23 protein-coding genes are annotated in these 18,753 nt (G+C 64.5%); 20 read left to right on the forward strand and 3 right to left on the reverse strand.

What is annotated here, in order from left to right; translation table 11 throughout:
* Positions 1-58: 58 nt before the first annotated feature.
* The 14 genes from ACFYT9_RS07265 (at position 59) to ACFYT9_RS07330 (ending at position 13,237) form a co-directional block, all read left to right on the forward strand.
* Entirely contained in the window at positions 59-1,228 is a 1,170-nt protein-coding gene (locus tag ACFYT9_RS07265) for a phage major capsid protein (RefSeq protein WP_389161491.1), read from the forward strand.
* Between the two features lie 61 nt (positions 1,229-1,289).
* Positions 1,290-1,517, forward strand: coding sequence for a hypothetical protein (locus tag ACFYT9_RS07270; protein WP_389161493.1), 228 nt, complete (start codon positions 1,290-1,292; stop codon positions 1,515-1,517).
* 1 nt (position 1,518) lies between these two features.
* Positions 1,519-2,352 (forward strand): hypothetical protein, encoded by an 834-nt coding sequence (locus ACFYT9_RS07275; RefSeq protein WP_389161495.1) that lies wholly within the window; start codon positions 1,519-1,521, stop codon positions 2,350-2,352.
* The gene (locus ACFYT9_RS07280) at positions 2,349-2,771 is read left to right on the forward strand and encodes a hypothetical protein (protein ID WP_389161497.1); all 423 of its coding nucleotides are present in this window, start codon (positions 2,349-2,351) and stop codon (positions 2,769-2,771) included. Before ACFYT9_RS07275 ends, ACFYT9_RS07280 begins: the two co-directional genes overlap by 4 nt.
* A complete protein-coding gene (locus tag ACFYT9_RS07285; RefSeq protein ID WP_389161499.1) occupies positions 2,771-2,932 on the forward strand; it encodes a hypothetical protein in 162 nt (53 codons plus the stop codon). Before ACFYT9_RS07280 ends, ACFYT9_RS07285 begins: the two co-directional genes overlap by 1 nt.
* Positions 2,932-3,897, forward strand: a complete 966-nt coding sequence (locus ACFYT9_RS07290) for a phage tail tube protein (RefSeq protein WP_389161501.1) — start codon at positions 2,932-2,934, stop codon at positions 3,895-3,897. The genes ACFYT9_RS07285 and ACFYT9_RS07290 overlap by 1 nt, the downstream gene beginning before the upstream one ends.
* A 48-nt stretch (positions 3,898-3,945) precedes the next feature.
* Complete coding sequence (locus ACFYT9_RS07295; RefSeq protein ID WP_389161502.1) at positions 3,946-4,410, forward strand: hypothetical protein; 465 nt, start codon at positions 3,946-3,948, stop codon at positions 4,408-4,410.
* Complete coding sequence (locus tag ACFYT9_RS07300; RefSeq protein WP_389161504.1) at positions 4,407-4,745, forward strand: hypothetical protein; 339 nt, start codon at positions 4,407-4,409, stop codon at positions 4,743-4,745. Before ACFYT9_RS07295 ends, ACFYT9_RS07300 begins: the two co-directional genes overlap by 4 nt.
* Positions 4,746-4,872: 127 nt before the next feature.
* Positions 4,873-8,391 carry a phage tail tape measure protein gene (locus tag ACFYT9_RS07305; RefSeq protein WP_389161506.1) on the forward strand — a complete coding sequence of 1,173 codons (3,519 nt, stop codon included), beginning with the start codon at positions 4,873-4,875 and terminating at the stop codon, positions 8,389-8,391.
* A complete protein-coding gene (locus ACFYT9_RS07310; protein WP_389161508.1) occupies positions 8,391-11,204 on the forward strand; it encodes a LamG-like jellyroll fold domain-containing protein in 2,814 nt (937 codons plus the stop codon). Before ACFYT9_RS07305 ends, ACFYT9_RS07310 begins: the two co-directional genes overlap by 1 nt.
* Before the next feature lie 75 nt (positions 11,205-11,279).
* The gene (locus ACFYT9_RS07315; RefSeq protein ID WP_389161509.1) at positions 11,280-11,822 is read left to right on the forward strand and encodes a hypothetical protein; all 543 of its coding nucleotides are present in this window, start codon (positions 11,280-11,282) and stop codon (positions 11,820-11,822) included.
* A gap of 15 nt (positions 11,823-11,837) precedes the next feature.
* Entirely contained in the window at positions 11,838-12,158 is a 321-nt protein-coding gene (locus ACFYT9_RS07320) for a hypothetical protein (RefSeq protein WP_389161510.1), read from the forward strand.
* Positions 12,159-12,211: 53 nt separating this feature from the next.
* Complete coding sequence (locus tag ACFYT9_RS07325; RefSeq protein ID WP_389161512.1) at positions 12,212-12,997, forward strand: N-acetylmuramoyl-L-alanine amidase; 786 nt, start codon at positions 12,212-12,214, stop codon at positions 12,995-12,997.
* Positions 12,998-13,006: 9 nt separating this feature from the next.
* Complete coding sequence (locus tag ACFYT9_RS07330; protein ID WP_389161514.1) at positions 13,007-13,237, forward strand: hypothetical protein; 231 nt, start codon at positions 13,007-13,009, stop codon at positions 13,235-13,237.
* Positions 13,238-13,302: 65 nt separating this feature from the next.
* Here the strand turns inward: ACFYT9_RS07330 and ACFYT9_RS07335 are convergent, their stop codons facing one another.
* The gene (locus ACFYT9_RS07335) at positions 13,303-14,634 is read right to left on the reverse strand and encodes a tetratricopeptide repeat protein (protein ID WP_389161515.1); all 1,332 of its coding nucleotides are present in this window, start codon (positions 14,632-14,634) and stop codon (positions 13,303-13,305) included.
* A 104-nt stretch (positions 14,635-14,738) separates the two neighbouring features.
* Between ACFYT9_RS07335 and ACFYT9_RS07340 the strand changes: the two genes are divergently transcribed.
* The 6 genes from ACFYT9_RS07340 (at position 14,739) to ACFYT9_RS07365 (ending at position 16,939) form a co-directional block, all read left to right on the forward strand.
* Entirely contained in the window at positions 14,739-15,080 is a 342-nt protein-coding gene (locus tag ACFYT9_RS07340; protein WP_389161517.1) for a hypothetical protein, read from the forward strand.
* A complete protein-coding gene (locus ACFYT9_RS07345) occupies positions 15,077-15,304 on the forward strand; it encodes a hypothetical protein (RefSeq protein WP_389161518.1) in 228 nt (75 codons plus the stop codon). Before ACFYT9_RS07340 ends, ACFYT9_RS07345 begins: the two co-directional genes overlap by 4 nt.
* Positions 15,301-15,435, forward strand: a complete 135-nt coding sequence (locus tag ACFYT9_RS07350; RefSeq protein WP_389161519.1) for a hypothetical protein — start codon at positions 15,301-15,303, stop codon at positions 15,433-15,435. The genes ACFYT9_RS07345 and ACFYT9_RS07350 overlap by 4 nt, the downstream gene beginning before the upstream one ends.
* A 23-nt stretch (positions 15,436-15,458) precedes the next feature.
* Positions 15,459-15,842: a hypothetical protein gene (locus tag ACFYT9_RS07355; RefSeq protein ID WP_389161521.1), complete on the forward strand. Its 384-nt coding sequence runs from the start codon at positions 15,459-15,461 to the stop codon at positions 15,840-15,842.
* Between the two features lie 140 nt (positions 15,843-15,982).
* Positions 15,983-16,117, forward strand: a complete 135-nt coding sequence (locus ACFYT9_RS07360; protein ID WP_389161522.1) for a hypothetical protein — start codon at positions 15,983-15,985, stop codon at positions 16,115-16,117.
* A 72-nt stretch (positions 16,118-16,189) separates the two neighbouring features.
* Entirely contained in the window at positions 16,190-16,939 is a 750-nt protein-coding gene (locus tag ACFYT9_RS07365; protein WP_389161524.1) for a hypothetical protein, read from the forward strand.
* Positions 16,940-16,978: 39 nt separating this feature from the next.
* Here the strand turns inward: ACFYT9_RS07365 and ACFYT9_RS07370 are convergent, their stop codons facing one another.
* Positions 16,979-17,365 carry a hypothetical protein gene (locus tag ACFYT9_RS07370; RefSeq protein WP_389161525.1) on the reverse strand — a complete coding sequence of 129 codons (387 nt, stop codon included), beginning with the start codon at positions 17,363-17,365 and terminating at the stop codon, positions 16,979-16,981.
* 587 nt (positions 17,366-17,952) lie between these two features.
* Positions 17,953-18,252 carry a hypothetical protein gene (locus tag ACFYT9_RS07375; protein WP_389161526.1) on the reverse strand — a complete coding sequence of 100 codons (300 nt, stop codon included), beginning with the start codon at positions 18,250-18,252 and terminating at the stop codon, positions 17,953-17,955.
* Positions 18,253-18,753 lie beyond the last annotated feature (501 nt).

The following is an 18,753-nucleotide window of genomic DNA, read 5'->3' on the forward strand; positions in this document are numbered from 1 at the left end:
TTGCCCTGAACCTAATATTTGGACACTAGCACTTGGAACAGCTATGAACTATGCCGCTATGGCAACGGCCGCGCTTGAGAAGCGAGCCGCCCTGGTGACCGAGCTTCGCGCGATCGAGGCCGACACCGTTCTTTCCGAAGCCGAGAAGCGCGAGCGCGTCGAGCGGATCGATACCGACCTTCGCGCCCTGGAGGTCGAGGCCCGGGACGCCGTCGAGCGCGGCGAGCGTGAGGCCGAGGTGCGGTCCCTCGCCCAGCGCGCGGGCGGCCTGGTCCTTCCCGGCAACCCCGAGCAGCGCCAGGGCGAGCGCGACGAGGCGGCCGAGCTGCGCGCGGTCGCGCGCGGTGACCTCCCTGGCGTCGATTTCGACCTTCGCACCGCTACCAGCGGCAGCGCGGCCAACGCCGGTAACACCTTTGCGACTTCGTTCGTCGCCCAGGTCCAGGAAGCCATGCGAGTCCGAAGCGACTTCTTCGGCAAGGCGCGGCTCCTCACCACGGCGTCCGGTGAGGTAATCGAGTACCCCGTGAAGAACGGCCGGCCGACCGCTTCGCAGGTCGCGGAGAACGCGGCCTACGGCAAGTCCGACGGCTCTTGGACGAAGACGAACATCGGCGCCTACAAGTACGGCGTGATCGTCGAGGCGACTACCGAAATCGTCCAGGACTCCCAGCTTGACATCCTCGGCATCCTCGCCGAGGACGCGGGCGAGGCTGTCGCCGACAAGGTCATGGCTGACCTCCTGGTCGGCAACGGCACCGGCAAGCCCTGGGGCTGGATCACCCGCGCTACCGGTGGCGTCAACGCGGCCAACCTGGCGGGGGTCACCACTGACAACCTGATCGACCTTCAGCATTCGATCCTGAAGCCGTACCGCAAGGGCGCGGTCTTCATGACCTCGGATTCGGCGATCCAGACCCTTCGGAAGCTGAAGGATGCTGACGGCCGGTACATCTGGCAGCCGTCCCTTACTGCGGGCGCCCCGGACACCATCCTTGGCACCCCGATCATGACCGACCCGAACGTGGTCACCTCGGGCGCGGGCGCGAAGGTTCTGGTCTATGGCGACCCGTCGAAGTACCTGATCCGTCAGGTGCGGAATCTCCGCGTCGTCCGGTCCGACGAGTACGGCTATGACCGTGACGTGACCGCCTTCAAGATCACCTGGCGCGGTACGGGCGATCTCTTCGACCTGGCTTCCGTCAAGGCTCTGACTGTCACCGCGTAAGCGGGTCGAGGGGGCCGCCCAGTTGGGCGGCCCCCTCGGTCATCCAACGGAAGTTGAGGATATGAAGGTTCGCATTCTTGAGGCAGGGTCGGGCCTCCTCGACAACAGGCCCTATCCCAGCGTCGGCGACGAGGTAGAGCTCCCCGCCGGCCTGGCTATCTCGCTGGTCAACGACCAGCGCGCCGAGCTGGTGACCGGTACTGCCGCTGAGACCCGCGAAACGGCCGCCCAGGTGGCGCCGGAGAAGCGCGGGCCGGGTAGGCCGCGGAAGTCCCCGCAGGGGGCTTGACGTGCGGTTTCTGAGCGGCAGGGGCGTCAAGCTGACGCACATTTTTCTAGATGACGAGTCCCCTATGGTCGTCCCTGCCGCGTCGGTGACCGTGCGGGACGCCGAGGGGCAGACCGTTTACACGGGCGACGCGACCAGCTCGGGTGACGAATGGTCGGTAGCCCTTCCGCCCCAGTCGGAGGGCGTTTACACGGCGGAATGGCAGGCCGGCGGGCAGGCGACGGACACGACCACCTTCGAGGTGGTCGGGGCCTTCCTCTTCACCCTCCCCGAAGCGCGTCGGTCCGACATGGACCTAGCCGACACGGCCCGCTTTCCTACCGCCGAGCTGCGGCACTACCGCGACGTGGTCGCGGCCGAGTTCGAGACGATCACCGCTCGGAGCTTCGTTCCCCGCACGGCCCGTGCCGTGGTCGAGGCGGACGGGTCGAGGACGCTCTTCCTCGGCTTTCACGACGTGTCCGCCCTGGTGGCCGTGCGGGGCCCCTCGGGCGCCGTCGATACGGCTGACTGGCTTGTCGAGTCCACGGGCTTTGTCACGGCTCCTACCGAGCTGCGGGAGGGCGACCGGTACGCGCTCACGTTCCGCTACGGCTTCGCCCAGGCCCCCGAGGACGTACGGCGTGCGGGCTTGCTGCGGCTCCGCTCCGTCCTCACGGCCGAACGGTCCGGCATTCCGGACCGGGCCACGGCATTCGTGGCCGCCGAGGGCGGGAACTTCACGCTGGCAACTCCGGGCCGGAACGGCTACGAGACCGGCATCCCCGAGGTTGACGCCGTCCTGAAGAGGTACAAGTACGGGATTTTCTATGACGTGTTTGGGGTGGCTCGGTGAGTACTAACGCATTCGCCTTCAAGGGCGCGTTGCGCGACATGATCCGGGCCCTTCCGGCCCTGGCTGGCTATCAGGTCACCTGGGGCTACCCGTCGAGGTCCCCGGAACGCCGATGGGTGTTCGTGGGTGAAGTGCTCTGGCCTGACTCGCAGTGGGCGACAAACCGAAGCCGTGAAGAGGTTTTCGAAGTGAGTGTTGTTGTGAACTGCCAGCTTTCGGCGGCCACTTCGGAAGAGGTCGAGGGGGAGCTTCAGCGTATGGCCGAGGGCATCGAGAACGGCCTGAAGGTCTCCCCGACTCTCGGAATTCAGTCCGTCGTCACGTCGGACTTCGTCCCTAAGAAGCTGGTCAGCTTCCCGTCCGATCAGGTCTATGAAGGCCAGATCGAGGCGATTGTTCGAGTGAAGGCGAGGCTCTAATGAAGACGGTGGTCTATGGCGGCCCTTATGCAGCCGTCGAGGTTCCTTCACTGGGCCTCACCGCAGTAAAGGGCGACCCTATCGAGGTCGCCGAGGACGTTGCCCAGGCTCTCATTCGCCAGGGCTGGCAGGAATTCAAGGCGAAGGAGAAGGCTAAGTAATGGCCACTGTTCACGATTCATACTTCGGCGTGTCCGATGAGGTCACTTACGGCACGGCGGTAGCCGTCACCAAGTTCTTCGAGTTCACCGATGAGGGGCTGGCCGGCAAGTACGAGCGGATTGACTCGGAGGGCATTCGGGCTGGTGCTCGGGTCCTTCGATCTGATCGGTTCGCGGTCAATCACAAGGGCGCCGAGGGAGACGTCAAGCTCGAAGTGATGAGCGGCGGCTTCGAGTTCTGGCTTAAGCACATGATGGGCGGGCTTACTTCCGGTGCTCCAGCGGGCGGATTCACCACTCACACGGCCGTCCTCGGCGACCTGAACGGCAAGAGCTTCACGGCCCAGGTTGGCCGCGTGGACAACAAGGGCGCGATGATCCCGTTCACCTACCAGGGCGGCAAGGTCAAGGAGTGGGAAATTGCTAACGCCGTTGACGAACTTCTCAACCTGACGCTTTCGTGCGACTTCGCTAAGGAGACGATCGGCGCCGGAGCAGGCGCTTACGCGACCGGCACTCCGACCTACGCGGCTAACACGCGTCTCTACAGTTTTGCGGGTGGCACCGTGACCGTGGGCGGCACCTCCTTCGACATCTCGGACTTCTCCCTTAAGGGCTCTAATGGCCTGAAGGATGACCGCTACTTCATCCGGGGCGGCCTCAAGGGCGAGCCCCTGGAGAACGACATTCGGAAGTACGAGTGGAGCATCAAGGGCGAATTCAGCGGCACGAATCACGTCAGCCGCGTGGCGGCGGCCATCGAGAGCGGTGCTATGGCAACCATCACGGTTCTTTGGGACGGCCCTGACGAAAGCCAGGTGAAGATCGAGCTTCCGGCGGCCCGATTCGATGAGGGCCCCGTGAACGTCGGTGGCCGTGAGGTTCTGGCTCAGGACCTTTCCGGCGTCGCGCTGACGGATGGAACGGCGTCCCCCGTGACCATCACCTATAAGGCGATTGCCTGACCCTTCTCTTTCGCGCCGCGAAACTACTATTTGGAATGAGGCTGGGCTATGCCCATTGAAGGCGTTGCCGCAAACGTCGAGGGCCTAGCTCAGTTCACGCGCGCTCTTGCGCGCATTGGCGCCGACGGCCTTCGAGATGGCGTGAAGGAAGCCAACTTCGAAGTCGCCGACAAGCTGACCGACGCGGCCAAGTCGAAAGCGGCTGGACTTTCCCGTCAGCAGCAGGCCGCGGCGGAATCCCTCAGGGCCACCAAGACACAGAACTATGCGGCCGTCCGACTCGGTTCGGCGAGAAAGCCGTATGCCCTCGGTGCCGAGTTCGGCTCAAAGAAGAGAACGCGTCGAGGTGTTCTTGCCCGTGGCTTCAGCCGCTGGCGGGGAAACGCGTTCTCCGGCTGGGCCGGCGGCCCTGGCTACTTCCTTCACCCCGCCATTCGGGAAAACGGTCCCGAGCTTATCGATCAGTACATGCGTCGCATTGACGAGATTTCACAGGAGGCTTTCCCCGAATGAGCACCATCACTGACTCTGTCGCCCTTCGCATCGACCCCGACATCCTCACCATTGGCGACCTTGAGGACTTCGAGGACGTTGTCGGCGCCCCGCTCTATGACGTGCTTCAGCCGAAGCCGGTTATAGGCGCCGACGGTCGAAAGGTTCTTGACGAGAAGGGCCGTCCCGAGCTTCAGACTCAGATCAGCACGAAGGCCCTTAAGGCCCTGATCTGGATTACTCAGCGAGTGGAGAAGCCCGGTTTCTCCCTTGAGGACGCGCGCGCCGTTCGCGTTTCTGCGCTTGAGCTGGTCGGCGTGGACGGCCCGGGAAACGACAGCGAGCCGAACGCCTAAAGGAGCGGGCGGCTTTCTGTCACTTCTACCGCATGTCACCTAGCGAAATTCGCCGTCTCACGGCGGCGGAGTATCGCGCTTTCTGCGACTACATGAACGAGTACAACGCCAACCGAGGGGGCTGACAATGGCTGATCAGAGAACGCTTCGAGTCGTCATCGTCGGCAACAGCTCTCAGGCTCAGGAAGCCCTTCGGGACCTCGGCGAGGAGGCCGAGGAGGCGGGTAACCAGGCCGATGAAATGGGCTCCCGTTTCGAGGGCCTGAAGGCCGGACTTGCGGGTATGGGTGCGGCCGTCCTGGCCGCCCTCCCCGTGGCGGCCCTGGTGGGCTTCGCTAAGGGCCTCGAAGAGATTGGCCGTGAGGCCAAGCTCGCGGCCCAGATGGGCCTTACTGGGGCGGACGCTAAGGCAGCGGGGGACTTGGCCGGTTCGCTGTACGCGGAGGGCTTCGGCGACTCCCTGTCGGGCGCGGGCGATGCCGTTCGACGGGTCTCCCAGGACCTGAACATGGCCGTTGATGACGTGGACTTCAAGCCCATTGCGTCGAAGGTTTTGACCCTCGCGGAAACCTTTGATCAGGACCTCGGCGGCGTGACTCGCGGCGTCTCGCAGCTTATGCGAACCGGACTTGCGTCGAGCGCAAAGGAAGCCCTCGATATCGTCGCGGCCGGTTTCACGAACGGCGCCGATAAGGCCGAGGACTTCCTTGACACGCTGAACGAGTACGGCACCCAATTCCGGAACATGGGTCTTACCGGGGCCCAGGCTACCGGCCTGATGGTGCAGGGCCTCAAGGCCGGCGCGCGAGACGCTGACGTGGTCGCGGACGCGGTCAAGGAATTCTCGATTGAGGCCGTGAAGGGCGCCGATGGCGTTAAGGCGGGCTTTGGCCGTCTCGACCTCGACGCGAACAAGATGATTACCGCCCTCGGCAAGGGCGGCACCGAGGCCGCGGCGGCTTTCGATCTGACGCTCGACAAGCTTCGGGCGATCGAGGACCCGGTAAAGCGGAACTCGGTTGCGTTCGATCTCTTCGGCACGAAGAGCGAAGACCTCGGCGCCGCCCTTTACGCGCTGGATCCGAGTACCGCCGTTCAGGCCCTCGGAAAGGTCGAGGGTGCCGCATCGCAGATGTCGGACACTCTGCACAACAACGCGGCCGCAAAGGTCGAACAGTTTAAACGGCGCCTCGAAGTCGGCTTCATGGACGCTTTCGCGTCGGTCATCGTGGCCGGCGACAGTGCCGCAAAGCGGCTGGGCCCGGTCTTCGACCGGATGCGTCAGCGGCTAACGCCCGTTGTGTCAGCGGTCCGCGACCAGCTCGGGCCCGCGTTCTCCCAGGGCCTGAGCACGGTTCTCCCGACCCTCTCGAACCTGGGACAGGCGCTCTCAACCGGCATCGTCCCTCTGTTCCGAGACCTTGTCGCGATTGCCGCGCCGGTCTTCGGCACGATCGCGTCCGTGGTGACCGGGCAGGTTCTTCCGGCCCTTATGGGCCTGGTGAACGCTGTACTCCCCCATTTCCAGGGCTTCGTCAGCTTCCTGCGTACGCAGGTCGTTCCGGTCCTTCAGGGAATGTGGACCGAGGCTCAGCCGGTGATCGAGAAGTTCGGCCAGGTCTTCGCGACCGTCACCGAGGCTATCGGCGTCGCGATCGACATTCTCTCTCCGATCCTCGCGGGGCTTTGGAAGTTCCTTGGCCCTATCGTGGTCGGAACCCTGTCGGGCCTGTGGTCGGGAATCGTTGGCGTCATTTCTGGCGCGCTCGACATCATCCAGGGTGTTGCGGAAGTCTTCATCGGAATCTTCACGGGTAACTGGTCGAAGGCTTGGGGTGGCGTTAAGCGGATCTTCTCCGGCATCTGGACTGCAATTGTCGGCGTCTTCAAGGTCTACATTTACGGAAGCCTCATCGGCATTCTGCGGGGCGGCCTGGCGAAGATAACCGGCCTGTGGTCGTCGGGTTGGGCTGCGGTCCGAAACGGCTTTACGGCATCGGCGAACTTCATCAAGTCGGGTGTCTCCGGCTGGATCAGCGGCATCCGCAGCGTGATTCAGGGCGGGATCAACTTCATCAAGAGCATTTGGTCTCTCGGCTGGAACGGCATTAAGACGACCATCTCGGTCAACAGCCGAGGAATCATCGCCATTGTGAAGGAGATCCCGGGGAAGATCACCGCGTTCTTCAAGGGGCTCCCCGGCCAGCTTATGCAGATCGGCCGCGACATCATCGCCGGCCTGGTTCGAGGAATCAAGAACTCTCTCGGCGCCGTCATGGGTGCGGTCTCTTCGATCGTTGACAAAATTCCCGGTCCGATTAAAAGCGCCCTGGGCATTCACTCTCCCTCCCGCGTCATGGCGGAGATCGGCGGGTTCATCGTTCAGGGCCTGGTGGTCGGCATCAACGGCGGGACGAAGAAGCTCGCTGAGACGATCACGAAGCTTACGAACATGATCAAGGGCATTGGCCCGAAGGCTGATGCCGAGCTGAAGAAGATCAACGATCAGTTCGCGAGGAACGCGGAATCCCGCCGGAAGCTTCTTCGGAAGATCTCCGATGCGGAAGACAAGCTGAAGAAGAAGGGGCTCAGCAAGAAGGAAAAGAAGAAGATCCGGGAGGACTTGGCTGCCGACCGGCAGAAGCTGAAGAGCCTCGACGCTCAGCAGAAGGGCCTTAGGGCTGATGCTGAGCGGATCAAGAAGTTCAAGAAGAACGGGCCGCAGGCGCTTCGGGTTATCTCGGTCTACAACGCCAGAATGCGCACTCTCGCTGTCCAGCGAGACAAGGTCCACTCTCAGCTTGTCGCGGCACAGTCCAAGCTCGACGGCCTGAAGAAGGCTAAGGCTGATCTCGCTTCGTCCATCACGACGAAGGCGAAGGACTACGGCTCGTTCATGGGCGCCCTCGACTCTTCGGAGTACGGCGACAACTCGGCGAACGCGATTCTGTCGCGGCTGAAGGGCAAGCTGAAGTCGATTCGGGACTTCCGGGGGAACCTGACCAAGCTTGCTCAGCGTGGCCTCGGTAAGGGGATCATCAACGAAATCGCCCAGGCCGGCCCCGAAGAGGGCGGCCAGATGGCCCAGGCCCTTCTCAATGCAGGCGGCGGCCAGATCAAGGAACTGAACTCCACTTACTCGGCCATCGGTTACGAGGCCGGGAAGCTCGGAAGCACCGTTGCGGGCAGCTATTACGACGCGGGCATTCGGGCAACCGAGGGCCTGATCAAGGGCCTGAAGAAGAAGGAGAGCGCCCTCAACCAGGCCATCGACAAGATGGCGAAGAACATGGTTAAGGCCCTGAAGCGGGCGCTGGGGATCAAGTCTCCGAGCCGCGTCTTCACCGTGCTGGGCGGCTTCACCGCCCAGGGCTTCGAGCGCGGCATACGCCAGGGCCAGGGCGACGTTCAGAAGGCCGTGGACGAACTTGCCGGAACTCGACCGACGGGCCGCGTTTTTTACAGGTCTATAGAGAGTGGAGCGCGGGTCGGGGCGGGTGCTGGTCAGACTGCGGCCCCGGTCGTCTACGTGACGGTCCAGGGCAACGTGACCAGCGAGAAGGCCCTAGCGAAGTCCATTGCCACCACTGTTCGAGACGAGATCGTTCGCACCGGAAAGCGAAACGGGGGAAGGACGGGATTCTGATGATTCCTAAGGTCACTGTCGAGGTCGCTTTTGATGGGGGCCCCTTCTCCAAGTCGTATACGTGGACGGACATTAGCGACTACGTGAGGGGGTTTCAGGTCCGTCGAGGACGGAACTACGAACTGGACCGTATCGAGGCTGGAACCCTCTCGCTCGCCCTCGACAACTCGGACGGGCGGTTCACGCCCGGCAAGCAGAAGTCGGGGGCTAACGCTTTGGCGGATGCGCCGCCCACGGACCGGGACCTGACGGGCGCCGCCGGTGGCGTCCTGGTCGAGGTGCTGACTGTGCCCCAGGTCGAGGACGACGGCCGACTCCGGTTCGTGTCTCGGACCGTTTACACGAACGGCCTGCCGGTGGCCTGCCACTTCGCCGTGCAGTGGCGTGACGCGCAGGGGTGGCCCCTCAAATTCGACCAGGGGACACCCTTCGTGGCTGATCGCGACCGGGCCGTTTACACACATGCCGAGACGCCCCCTCCGGGGGCGGCCTCGGCCCTGGTCCACATCGTTGCGGACCACTACCCCGAGGGGAACGGCGGCCTGGTCGTGATGGCGGAGCGGGCCGAATGGGTGCGGGCTCAGCCGTACTACCCGAACGTGGTCCCCCGCCGGCGGGTGCGGGTCCGCACCTCCAACCTGGCGCCGCGCGACGTCTCGACGGGCGGCGACAGCAACGAGTCACCGCGCAGCTTCGACACCTTCTTTTCGCTCTTCCTCACGGAGTGCTCATGGGAGCCGTGGCCCAAGTCGGGTACGGGATCGATCCGCGTGAAGTGCCTGGGGTCGCACAACGCCACGCCATTCGGTCACGCCGTGCGGTGCGGCAGGGGACGCCTCCCGGCCCAGTCGGGCATGACGCGCGTGGTGCCCGGCCGTACCTATTCGGCATCGGCCGCCGTACAGCTCGGGGGCTCCTCCCCGAACGTCACGCTGGCTGGTCGGTTCATCTGGCACGCCGAGGACGGGTCCCCCCTCTACCCCCCCGGCGCCCGAGGGGGAATGGTCACTCTCTCCGGGCCCGGGATGACTTGGAGCCAGCTGCCCGCGGTGACCTCTACGGCGCCAACCGGCGCCGTCTGGGCCACCTTTGAGATCGGCACACAAACCGCGCTCCCCGAGGGAGCCGAGTTCTACCTTGATGAAGTTCAGATCGAGGAGGGCTCCCAGCTCGGGCCGTGGTCCCCGGGCGGGTCCATCTTTCACGGCTACATCGAGCGGTGGCCGATGGTGGCCGAGGGCCTGACGGCAACTGTCGACGTGACCGCCGTGGACGGCATGGCCGTCCTGGCCTCGACGGACCTGCGGACACCCGTGCAGGAGCAAGTCATGGCGACCGATCCTCTCGGTTACTGGCCCCTCGGGGACGCCGAGGGGGCGACCCGCCTTGAGAACGTGGTGGACGACCAGCGGCCGGCGAGGCTCGCGGCCTCGAAGTACGGGCCGGGGACGGCCCGCCTGGGCGCCGATCCCATCGTCAGGACCGATCCGGCGACCAGCTACAGCTTGGCGAACGTCGCGGCGAATCAGGGGACGGTCGTGGATGTCTGCGAGAACGGCGCTCGGGGCTATCCGCTCGCGTCGGCTCTCACGGTCGCGTTCTGGTGTCAGCCGGTGCTTCCGTCTGCCGGAGCCTTCGGGACCCTATTTCGGTCCTGGGCGGAGACGGGCGGCGATCACCTGAAGCTTCAGGTGAATTCCTCCGGGAAGCTGGTCACGAACGTCACGTTCGTTGACGGCTCGGTATCGCTCACGTCCTCGGGCTCCCTCTCGACTTCGAAGCCTACGTTTATTGTGGTGTCAGTTCGGGATGGGCTTGTCACTGTCTGCCTGAACGGCGATCTTGATTCCCAGATTCAGGCTTATGCGGCCAATGACGACCTGAGAAACCTTCAGTGGTCGAGCCTGGGCGGCGCCCAGGCGGGTTCGTACTATCAGGAATACGCGAACGGCCGTTACGGCCATTTGGCCATCTGGGATCGGGAACTCAGATTCTCCGAGATTTCCGAGATCTGGGCCGTGGGCGACTTTGGCGGCAAGGACTACCCCGAGGATGAGGCGTCACGCATTACGCGACTGGCCGGCATGGCTCGGTTCGCCGGGGAACTCGCTCTCGACGCGGGGATGAGCGCGCTTCAGGGGCCGTCATGGACGTCTGGGGCTAAGGCCCTCGACGTTATCCAGGAGGCGGCCGAGGATGCCTCCGGGTACGTGTTCATGGACGGGGACGGCAGACTGACCTACCACAGCCGTTCGCGCCGACAGGGTGCCTTCCCGCGCTTCCGGCTCGGTGATTCTCTGGGGCTTCCATATGAGCCCGGTCTCACTTTCGAGATGGACGAGAGCCAGATCATCAATGAGGTGACTTTCAAGCGGCCTAATGGCTCCGAGGGGGTTCTGAAGGATCGCGGCTCGATTGCCGCTTTCGGGCGGAAGTCGAGGGGGCTTGAGCTGCGGCTCACGACGGATGCGGCCGTACAGAACGCGGCATACTCGCTGCTCAACCTGTACTCCTCGCCGGTTGTTCGTTGCGACTCTGTGAGCCTGAACGCCACGGCTACGCCGGCCCTCTTTCAGCTCGCCCTCGCGGTCGAGATCGGAGACCGGATCAAGCTGACTGATCTACCGGATCAGGCCCCGGACTCCAGCCTTGACTTCTACGTCGAGGCTGTCAGCACGGACGTGGCCGTGAACGGCTCCGCGATCGAGTGGCACACAACGCTCTCCCTCTCCCCCGCTGGTGGCACGGACGTCTGGATCCTCGAATCCTCGGAGTGGGGGCGGCTCGACCGGTCCACTGTCCTGGCTTACTAGCCGCACGTTTACACGCTCTCAGGGGCGGCCCTACGGGGCCGCCCCTTCGTCGTTCCCTTTTGGAGTTCTCCCAGCATGGCAACGATTCCTCCTACTCAGTCTTTCCTTTCGGGCGAGAAGGTGACTGCGGCCAAGTTGACTGCCGCAACAAAGACCCCGCTCGACTTCCTGATGAACCCTCCGCGGGTCAATGTCAACTCGACAAGCACGATTGCTGTGCCGACGGGGACGAGCGTTCTTATCCCCTTTGACGGAGAGCAGTGGGATACCGACTCGATGCACTCGACTTCGGTAAACCCCAGCCGAATCACGATCAACACGCCTGGCCAGTATCTGGTTTCGATGTACGCCCGATATCAGGTTCACGCAACTGGCTATCGGCAGCTGAACCTTCGACTCAATTCCGGCGGCAGCTCTTCGGCCGGAAGCACGCTCACGACGATCAACATTCCTGCGGTTTCAGGCTCTTCGACGTTCATCACGCGAACCTTCGAAATGACTTGCAACGCAGGTGACCACTACGAACTTTTCACGCTTCAGACGAGCGGCGCGTCTTTGAATCTTGATTCCGGCGCGCGCGTTACCGGCATGGAATTTCGCTGGCTTGGCACAACTTAGAAATGGAAACCCTCGATGGACATCTTTAGCGTCTCTGGCTGGGCTTTCGGCGCCCTGGCCGCCATTGGCGTTCTAGCTGCCGGATACGTGCGCGTTCGCTCTTCCGTCGACAACCAGACGGCGGAGATTTGGAAGGGCGAAGCCGAAGCGCAGAAGGCGCGAGCCGATCGGCTCGAAGCACAGCTTGAAGAGCTTAGCGGGCGTGTCGCCCGCCTCGAAGCCGAGAATCGGCACCTTTCCGAACTGGTCACGGGTCAGGCCGCTATTGCCGAGCTGCGTTCGCTCATGGTCACGCAGCACCAGGAAATCACTTCTCTTATCACGGAGGCACACTGATGGATCTTGTACAGGCTAAGTGGTACGGCCCTGGCCGTTCCGTTCCGATTCGCGTGATCGTCGTGCACGACATGGAGGCCCCCGAGGGCCCGAAGACGGCTGAGAACGTCGCCCGATGGTTCTCGACCCTGCCCGCCTCCTCGAAGGCTTCCGCGCACGTCTGCGTGGACAACGACTCGACGGTCCGCTGTGTCGCGGACGGCGACCGGGCTTGGCACGCTCCGGGCGCGAACTCTGACGGCCTGGGCATCGAGCTTGCCGGGTACGCGCGTCAGTCGCGCGCCGAGTGGCTGGACCAGTACTCGAAGGGCGTCCTGGAGAACGCGGCGAAGGTGGTGGCCGGCTGGTGTGCGAAGCACAAGATTCCGGCGGTCAAGCTGACGGCGTCCGAGCTGAAGGCCGGGAAGCGCGGTATCTGCGGTCACCGCGACGTGTCGGCGGCCTACCGCCAGACCGACCACACGGACCCGGGCCCGAACTTCCCGTGGGACTACTTCCTCGCCCGTGTAAACGCGCACCTGAAGCCCTCGAAGCCGGCTCCGCCGAAGCCTGCCCCGAAGCCGACTCCGAAGCCCCCGAAGTACACGCCTCCGGCGTTCCCGAAGGGCCTGAAGCCCAACACCTCGAAGCCCTCGGCCCGCTCGCTTCAGCGGGCCCTCAAGATCGCTGGATTCATGAACAAGGGCGTCGCCGAGGCGGACAACTACGGCCCGCTGACTCAGGAGTCGGTGGGCCTGTTCCACCGCCGGTACCCGCAGTACGCGGCGAAGGGCTCGACCTGGGACACCGCCATTGGCCCGAAGGGCTGGGCCGCACTCTTCTCTCTCGCCTACAAGTAAGGAACCCTCATGAGCATCTTCAAGACTCACCCCGCCCGTATCTACTCGCTCGCCGTGGCCGTCCTCGGCCTGGTCGCCGCGTACGGCGTCGAGGTCCCGAAGGCCGAAGTCCTCGGCCTGGTCGCGGCCGTCCTCGGCCTGGCTGGTGGTGAGGTTGTTCAGCGCGTCGAGGACGCGAAGACCCGCACCGCCCTCCTCACCCCGTCCGCCGGCCACACCGGCCTTGAGGACCAGGGCTAAGAGCCCACAGAGAGCCCCCCGCACCCTTCCGGTGCGGGGGGCCTTTTGGCGTTCCGCGGCGCCGTTTACACGGTTCCGGGCTTCATCGTCTCGGAGCGTTCAAACAGGTCGGCCGCTCCCTGATGGCGGAGATGCGGACGGATCAGGCTCCGCATGTTGGCGATCCGCTCATCCGCGCGACCCGAGTGAACCAGGGGGTAGTGGTCCAACGCCTCATGCCACGTCTTCACCGCTTCTTCGAGGTGTCCGACCTGAAGTTGACGCTCAGCGAGTATCGAACGCATGCGCACGTCGTTGCGCCTGTACACGGAGAAGCGGAGCTTGTTGCTCTCCTTCATCGCGTCGATAGAGCCGTGCACGTCGCCTAGCTCGTAACGAACCTGCGCCGTGTGGTAGTTGAGGGAGGACGGGTCATAGGAACCGAGCGGCTTTCCTCGACTCTCCGCACGGTCCATCGCCGCTTCAGCTTCCCTCATGTACCGAAGAGCGGCGCTCTTGTCTCCGTCCTGGGCGGCGGCGTGCGCTTGCTGCCCCCGCAGGAAGGCAAACATGCGAGGGCCGGCCTTCGGGGATGCTGCCGCCGCAGCTTCGGCCAGCCGGAGAGCATCGGCGCCATGCCCCAAGTCGACGGCCTGAACGCTCATGCCTCGAAGCGTGGTGCAGTAGGTCAGGTGGTCATCGGCGGCCCCGGCGAGTTCGAGGGCCTTCACGTAGTACTTCTGAGCGAGCCCGTGAAGCCCCTCGTCTACGGCCATGTATCCAGTCAGGTAGCAGAGATCGGCGGCGGCTGATCGCATCGCCTTCTGTGCCTCCTCGGAGCCGTCCGCCCTTAGGTACCCGGTAACGGTGTTGACCATGAAGGCGCCCGCCATGGGCCGCGCGTGGCGGCCCCCGAACTGGTCGTCCAGCTCGCTGATCTTCTCGGTCATCTGGGAGACAAGCTCGACCTCGGCGAGGCCGATTCGTCCGGCTCGGCCTGAGTGGAGCGCTTCGAGCCGCCCGAGCACGTCTTGCCAACCGGGAACGCTCAGGGCCACGGAGTAGAGGCCGGCTCCCAGCACACCCCGGCGTGAAAGGTCCATCCCTTGCCTCCCCAGGTCCGTCAGTTCCTCCAGGGTACTGCGGCCCTTAGGGGCTTCCTTGGGGGCCGGGAATCCGGCTTCACCATGAGTGACCTGACGGCCCAAGCGTCGGGAGAGCGCTTCAACGATCAGGGCCTGTGTCTTCGGCCGCGGGTTCGTCCCGGCGAGCCAATGGCTGACATTGCTCTTATCGCACTTCACCGTCACTCGGGCTTCAACTCCGGCCCGGTTGATGGCGGTTGCTAACTGAGCCAGGGTCACGTCTGCCTCGGCAACAAGCCGAGCCAGCCCTTCGTTCGCCTCACCTTTAGCCATGCGGGACCTGACTTTCAACGCTTTCAACTCGGCACGTTGCCGCAACGGTACCGCTACCGAGCGTTGCGCGGTTGCCTAGGTGTCACGTCAGCGAGGGGAGAGTCATGACCCAAGTACATGCCCGCGTGAGACACGACCGGGCGCCGGACGCGGCCGGCGCGCCGCACTCGGAACCGTCGCACTGGGGGTTCCTGGCCCCCGTGGAGCGCCAGACGCTGGAGGCCGTGAAGGCGGGCCTTCTCAGCCTGCGGGCCGCCGAGGCGCGGCCGGCCCCGCCGAGCGGACGCCGGAGCCTCGACCTTGAGCCGGTTCCCGTCGAGGGGTGCGTAATGTGCGCCGCCTTCGCCAGGGTCCGGGCGGTCGCCCAGGGCGTCACCCGGCAGAACATGAACGACCAGCTCGCCGCGCACCCGCACCGCCGGGCGACGGATTGGCGGCAGCCGTGAACGAGCACCAGGAGGAAGCGCCCGCGTGGGTCCCCACGCCGGGAGAGTTCGCCATCGACCGCGCCGGAAAGGTCGGCATGGTTACGGACCGCTGCGGCGGCCTGATCTACCTCTGTCCGCCCGGCGGGGGCCGCCTGTTCTATCGGTGGCCGGAGGACCTGCGGGGACTCACCGCTACCGAGCTGCGCGCGGTCGAGGAACCCCTCTCCGGGGTGGCGAAGTGACGACGGCGCCCGAGCGGCCGAAGTCGCGCGAGAAAAAGCGGGGCCCGTGGAGTCTCGGAACGTTCGTGGTGGTGGTCCTGCTCGCCTGGGCGCTCTCCGTCACCTTGGGCATTGCGGGGGTGTTCGAGTGACCTTCCGGTGCACAGAAGCCACGGTGCCGACCCGTGTAAACCTGCTCCGGGCCCTGGTCGTCCCCTCGCCGGGACGGGAAGTCGAGTGGGTACCTGAGCCGGAGTTTCAGTGCCTGGTCGAGGACGTCGAGCACGGCTTTCATGCCGCCTACGTGCGTACCGGGGCCAGCGATTCGACAGATGTCTTCCTGTGCTGGTCGGGGGAAGGGCAGTGGCTTATGGACGTCGAGTCGTGCCTGAAGACGCGGGGCGCGCTGGGGATCCCCTGCACCAGCTATCGGGGCCATCCCGGACGGTGCGAGTGGGGCTACGTGGACCCGCCGCGCGTTGCCCGCGAGGCGGCCAGCGAACAGTTCCTACTCGCGTACTACGCCGAGCTGGGCATTCCTCACGGCGGCCCCCTCTAGAGCTCCCGCCCCTTGCGGGGGCGGGGTAAGACCCCGCCCCGACCGACGCTTTGCGAGGGCTGACGGTCGGGACGGGTCGCAAGTGCACTACGGCCGTGGGACAGGCCCTCGGCCGCTCCCAGAGTGAAGGCGGAACTGCCGTGACCCTCAAGGAAGCACTCATCCGCAAGGCTACCCCCATGGGTGGCGACGACGACAACGGCGGCCACGGAACCGACAGCCGGGACATCGAGTCCGGCGACGGCAAGGGCGGCTCGGGCTCGCCGGGTCACTGACGGCCCAACCATCACCCATTGGGAGCCCCCGGCTTCGGCCTGGGGGCTCCCCCCTTTCGTTAGGTTCGGAGCATGAATTTCCTGGTTGTGGACTGGGACTTCTTCTTCCCGACGCCGACGGCCGGCGGGCCCGTGGGCGACCATGCGAGCCTGTACGCGTGGCCGGTCGCCGAGGACGCAACCCATGTGGAAGCCATCTGGCTTCGTCGCATCCGAGCCTTCCGCGCCACTGGTGTCCCTCTCCCCCGCGTCTCAGGGTTCGAAGGTTTCTGGGACCGGTTCCGCATCGCCCCCGACGCCACGGTCTTCTATGCCGACTCGAACGCCTGGGCCTCACAGATCTTCCCGACCAACCTGGGGGCGGAAGGGCCATGGGAGGCGGTTCACCTATACGACGCGCACCATGATTGCGGCTACGCGCCCAATCACCGCAGCTTCGAGGATTGGCAGCGTCGCGGGCCGATCAGCGCGGAGAACTGGCTTCTGGGGCACTACTGGAACGGCTCTCAGGTCTTCGTTCACTTCCCGCCGTGGCGGGAGTCCATGAAGCGTCCGACCGAGCGGCCCTTGATCCCCGTAAGCATGGTCATCGATGACGGCCAGGCCCTCGACGTCACGTTCAATGCCGTGTACGTCTGTCGCTCTGGCGCCTGGGTCCCGCCCTGGTGTGATGGGGACTTCTCCGCGTTCCTCGCTGCGTGCCCGGCGAAGCCGGTAGAGGTGCCTCAGAACCAGTGGAACCACCCTCGCCCGGATGTGCGGCGCATGGCCGAGCTGGAGGAGCGGTTGAAGGCCGGCGAGGGCCGCCGCGGATCCGTGTAAACGCAAGAAGGGGCGGCCCTGGTGGGCCGCCCCTCTCTGCTATCCGGCGTACTGCGCTTCGAATTCCTTCAGCATCTCGTAGGACTTGCGTCCGAGCGTCCGCGCGATGGTGAAGTGGCATCGGTCGCCGTAGCGAGCCAGGAAGTAGGCGTCTCGGGCCTGGCAGAACCGCCGGGACTCTTCCTCTCGGGCGATCCTCTCCGCTTCCCTCTTGGCCGCGTCAGCGGCCTTTACGGCGGCCTTCACGTCCTTCTGCGTCCATCCGGCGGCCTTAGCCGCGCAAGAGGTGCCGAAGTAGTGGTCCTCGACGGCGTTTCCGTCGCCGTCCAACTCCAGCATCTGGACAGTGCCCTTGAGTTCGGGACGGCCGCAAAGCTCGCACTGCGTGATCTCGTCGGTCGTTCCGCCAACTCGGTAGACCTTCATGATTCTTCCCCTCTTGAGTTTTCAAGCCCGGCCCCTTTTGGGGTCGTTCTCTCGCTGACAGGAAGAACGTTACGCGTTTAAACGGCTTGAGTCAAATGATAGCTTCAGGGAAATGGAAGAGGGGCCGGTTTCCCGGCCCCTCGACTCTCTATCGCCTCGCGACCTTGCAGGCAACGCACTTGCAGTAGGCGTCATGGAGTACGGCGCAAAGATCGCTGTAGGGCTCCACCTCGGCCTCAAGGACGGACCCGCAGGTGAAGCAGATCTTGATCCCCTCGCCTTCCTCGGCCTCAGGGTCGGAGAGCGTCCAGAGGTGTATTCCCTTGTAGAGCGAAACGGACATCTGACTTCCCTTCGTTCACCCCCGCCGGGGGGTGTTTCTCGCTGACAAGGGAAACTGTATGGCGTTTAAACGTGGCGTGTCAAATAGTAGGTTCCAACTGTTAGTTTCGGGGCATGACAAAAGGCCCCCGAAGGGGCCTCTGTCCTGATGATCCTCGTTGACTGTCGCGCCCGCAGCGGTCACGGACGTTGACGAGTTCAAGGGATCATCGAGACTCACCATATCAAGTCCGCCGGTCCGCCTGCTAGTCGCCGATGCCCTTACCGTGCTCCCACTCGGCCACCTGCCACGCGTCCACGCGGACCAGGATGACGCCCCAGTCCGCTTCGGCGTACGCGGCCTTGACGGCTCGGCCGGCGGTGGCGGCCACATCGAAAAGCGTCGGGACGCGCACGGTCATGGTCCACTCGGTCCAGCCGTCAGCCATCTGCGCCGTGGCCCCGTAGTCGACCAGGGCCCCGGTGACGACGTCGAGGGCGTCGCTATCGGCGGCCAGATTCTTCCCCTGGTGCCGCACTCGAACTACGGCCTGATACTCGCGCATTGCGTGTAAACCTTCTCTCTTGCTGACATGGTGAAGGGGCCGGTTTCCCGGCCCCTGGGGGGAGGTTACAGAACCCCGAACCTCTTTGCTACCGCCAGATTGTTTCGCTGTCCTCGACCTCCGGTGTTTCGACTCAGCCATTCGGCGGGCTTGGTCTTGTCGTCAGGGAAGCACAGCCATCCGTGATTCCGTCGCTCGACCTTGAAGCCTGCGGCCTTGATTGCTGCGGCCAGACCTTCCGGGGTCCTCTTCACCGTTGCCATGTTGCGCTTTCCCCTTGCTGTTCTCTCGCTGACAAGGAAGACGTTACTAGCATTTGGAATCCTTGTCTACCGCCGCCCCGGTGTCGGTTGCTGTTGCTTGTCGTCTTTCCGTTTTCCATGCCTCGGGTGTCCGGAGCGGGCGGGAGCGTGGTGGACCCCCCCTTGAAGAAAGCAATAGGCCCCCCACGGATGGGGGTTGCTCGCTTCAAGAGGGGACCTGATGAGTCGACATACGTAC

Origin of the sequence: Streptomyces sp. NPDC004435 (assembly GCF_042873895.1) — a bacterium.
Classification (GTDB): Bacteria; Actinomycetota; Actinomycetes; order Streptomycetales; family Streptomycetaceae; genus Streptomyces.

Bases quoted from the DNA above. Each gene is read 5' to 3' on its own strand.
- ACFYT9_RS07365 (WP_389161524.1), top strand. From the start codon at position 16,190: ATGAATTTCCTGGTTGTGGACTGGGACTTCTTCTTCCCGACGCCGACG.
- ACFYT9_RS07335 (WP_389161515.1), bottom strand. From the start codon at position 14,634: ATGGCTAAAGGTGAGGCGAACGAAGGGCTGGCTCGGCTTGTTGCCGAG.
- ACFYT9_RS07315 (WP_389161509.1), top strand. From the start codon at position 11,280: ATGGCAACGATTCCTCCTACTCAGTCTTTCCTTTCGGGCGAGAAGGTG.
- ACFYT9_RS07295 (WP_389161502.1), top strand. From the start codon at position 3,946: ATGCCCATTGAAGGCGTTGCCGCAAACGTCGAGGGCCTAGCTCAGTTC.
- ACFYT9_RS07265 (WP_389161491.1), top strand. From the start codon at position 59: ATGGCAACGGCCGCGCTTGAGAAGCGAGCCGCCCTGGTGACCGAGCTT.
- ACFYT9_RS07330 (WP_389161514.1), top strand. From the start codon at position 13,007: ATGAGCATCTTCAAGACTCACCCCGCCCGTATCTACTCGCTCGCCGTG.
- ACFYT9_RS07370 (WP_389161525.1), bottom strand. From the start codon at position 17,365: ATGAAGGTCTACCGAGTTGGCGGAACGACCGACGAGATCACGCAGTGC.
- ACFYT9_RS07320 (WP_389161510.1), top strand. From the start codon at position 11,838: ATGGACATCTTTAGCGTCTCTGGCTGGGCTTTCGGCGCCCTGGCCGCC.
- ACFYT9_RS07270 (WP_389161493.1), top strand. From the start codon at position 1,290: ATGAAGGTTCGCATTCTTGAGGCAGGGTCGGGCCTCCTCGACAACAGG.
- ACFYT9_RS07310 (WP_389161508.1), top strand. From the start codon at position 8,391: ATGATTCCTAAGGTCACTGTCGAGGTCGCTTTTGATGGGGGCCCCTTC.
- ACFYT9_RS07340 (WP_389161517.1), top strand. From the start codon at position 14,739: ATGACCCAAGTACATGCCCGCGTGAGACACGACCGGGCGCCGGACGCG.
- ACFYT9_RS07305 (WP_389161506.1), top strand. From the start codon at position 4,873: ATGGCTGATCAGAGAACGCTTCGAGTCGTCATCGTCGGCAACAGCTCT.
- ACFYT9_RS07300 (WP_389161504.1), top strand. From the start codon at position 4,407: ATGAGCACCATCACTGACTCTGTCGCCCTTCGCATCGACCCCGACATC.
- ACFYT9_RS07375 (WP_389161526.1), bottom strand. From the start codon at position 18,252: ATGCGCGAGTATCAGGCCGTAGTTCGAGTGCGGCACCAGGGGAAGAAT.
- ACFYT9_RS07290 (WP_389161501.1), top strand. From the start codon at position 2,932: ATGGCCACTGTTCACGATTCATACTTCGGCGTGTCCGATGAGGTCACT.
- ACFYT9_RS07285 (WP_389161499.1), top strand. From the start codon at position 2,771: ATGAAGACGGTGGTCTATGGCGGCCCTTATGCAGCCGTCGAGGTTCCT.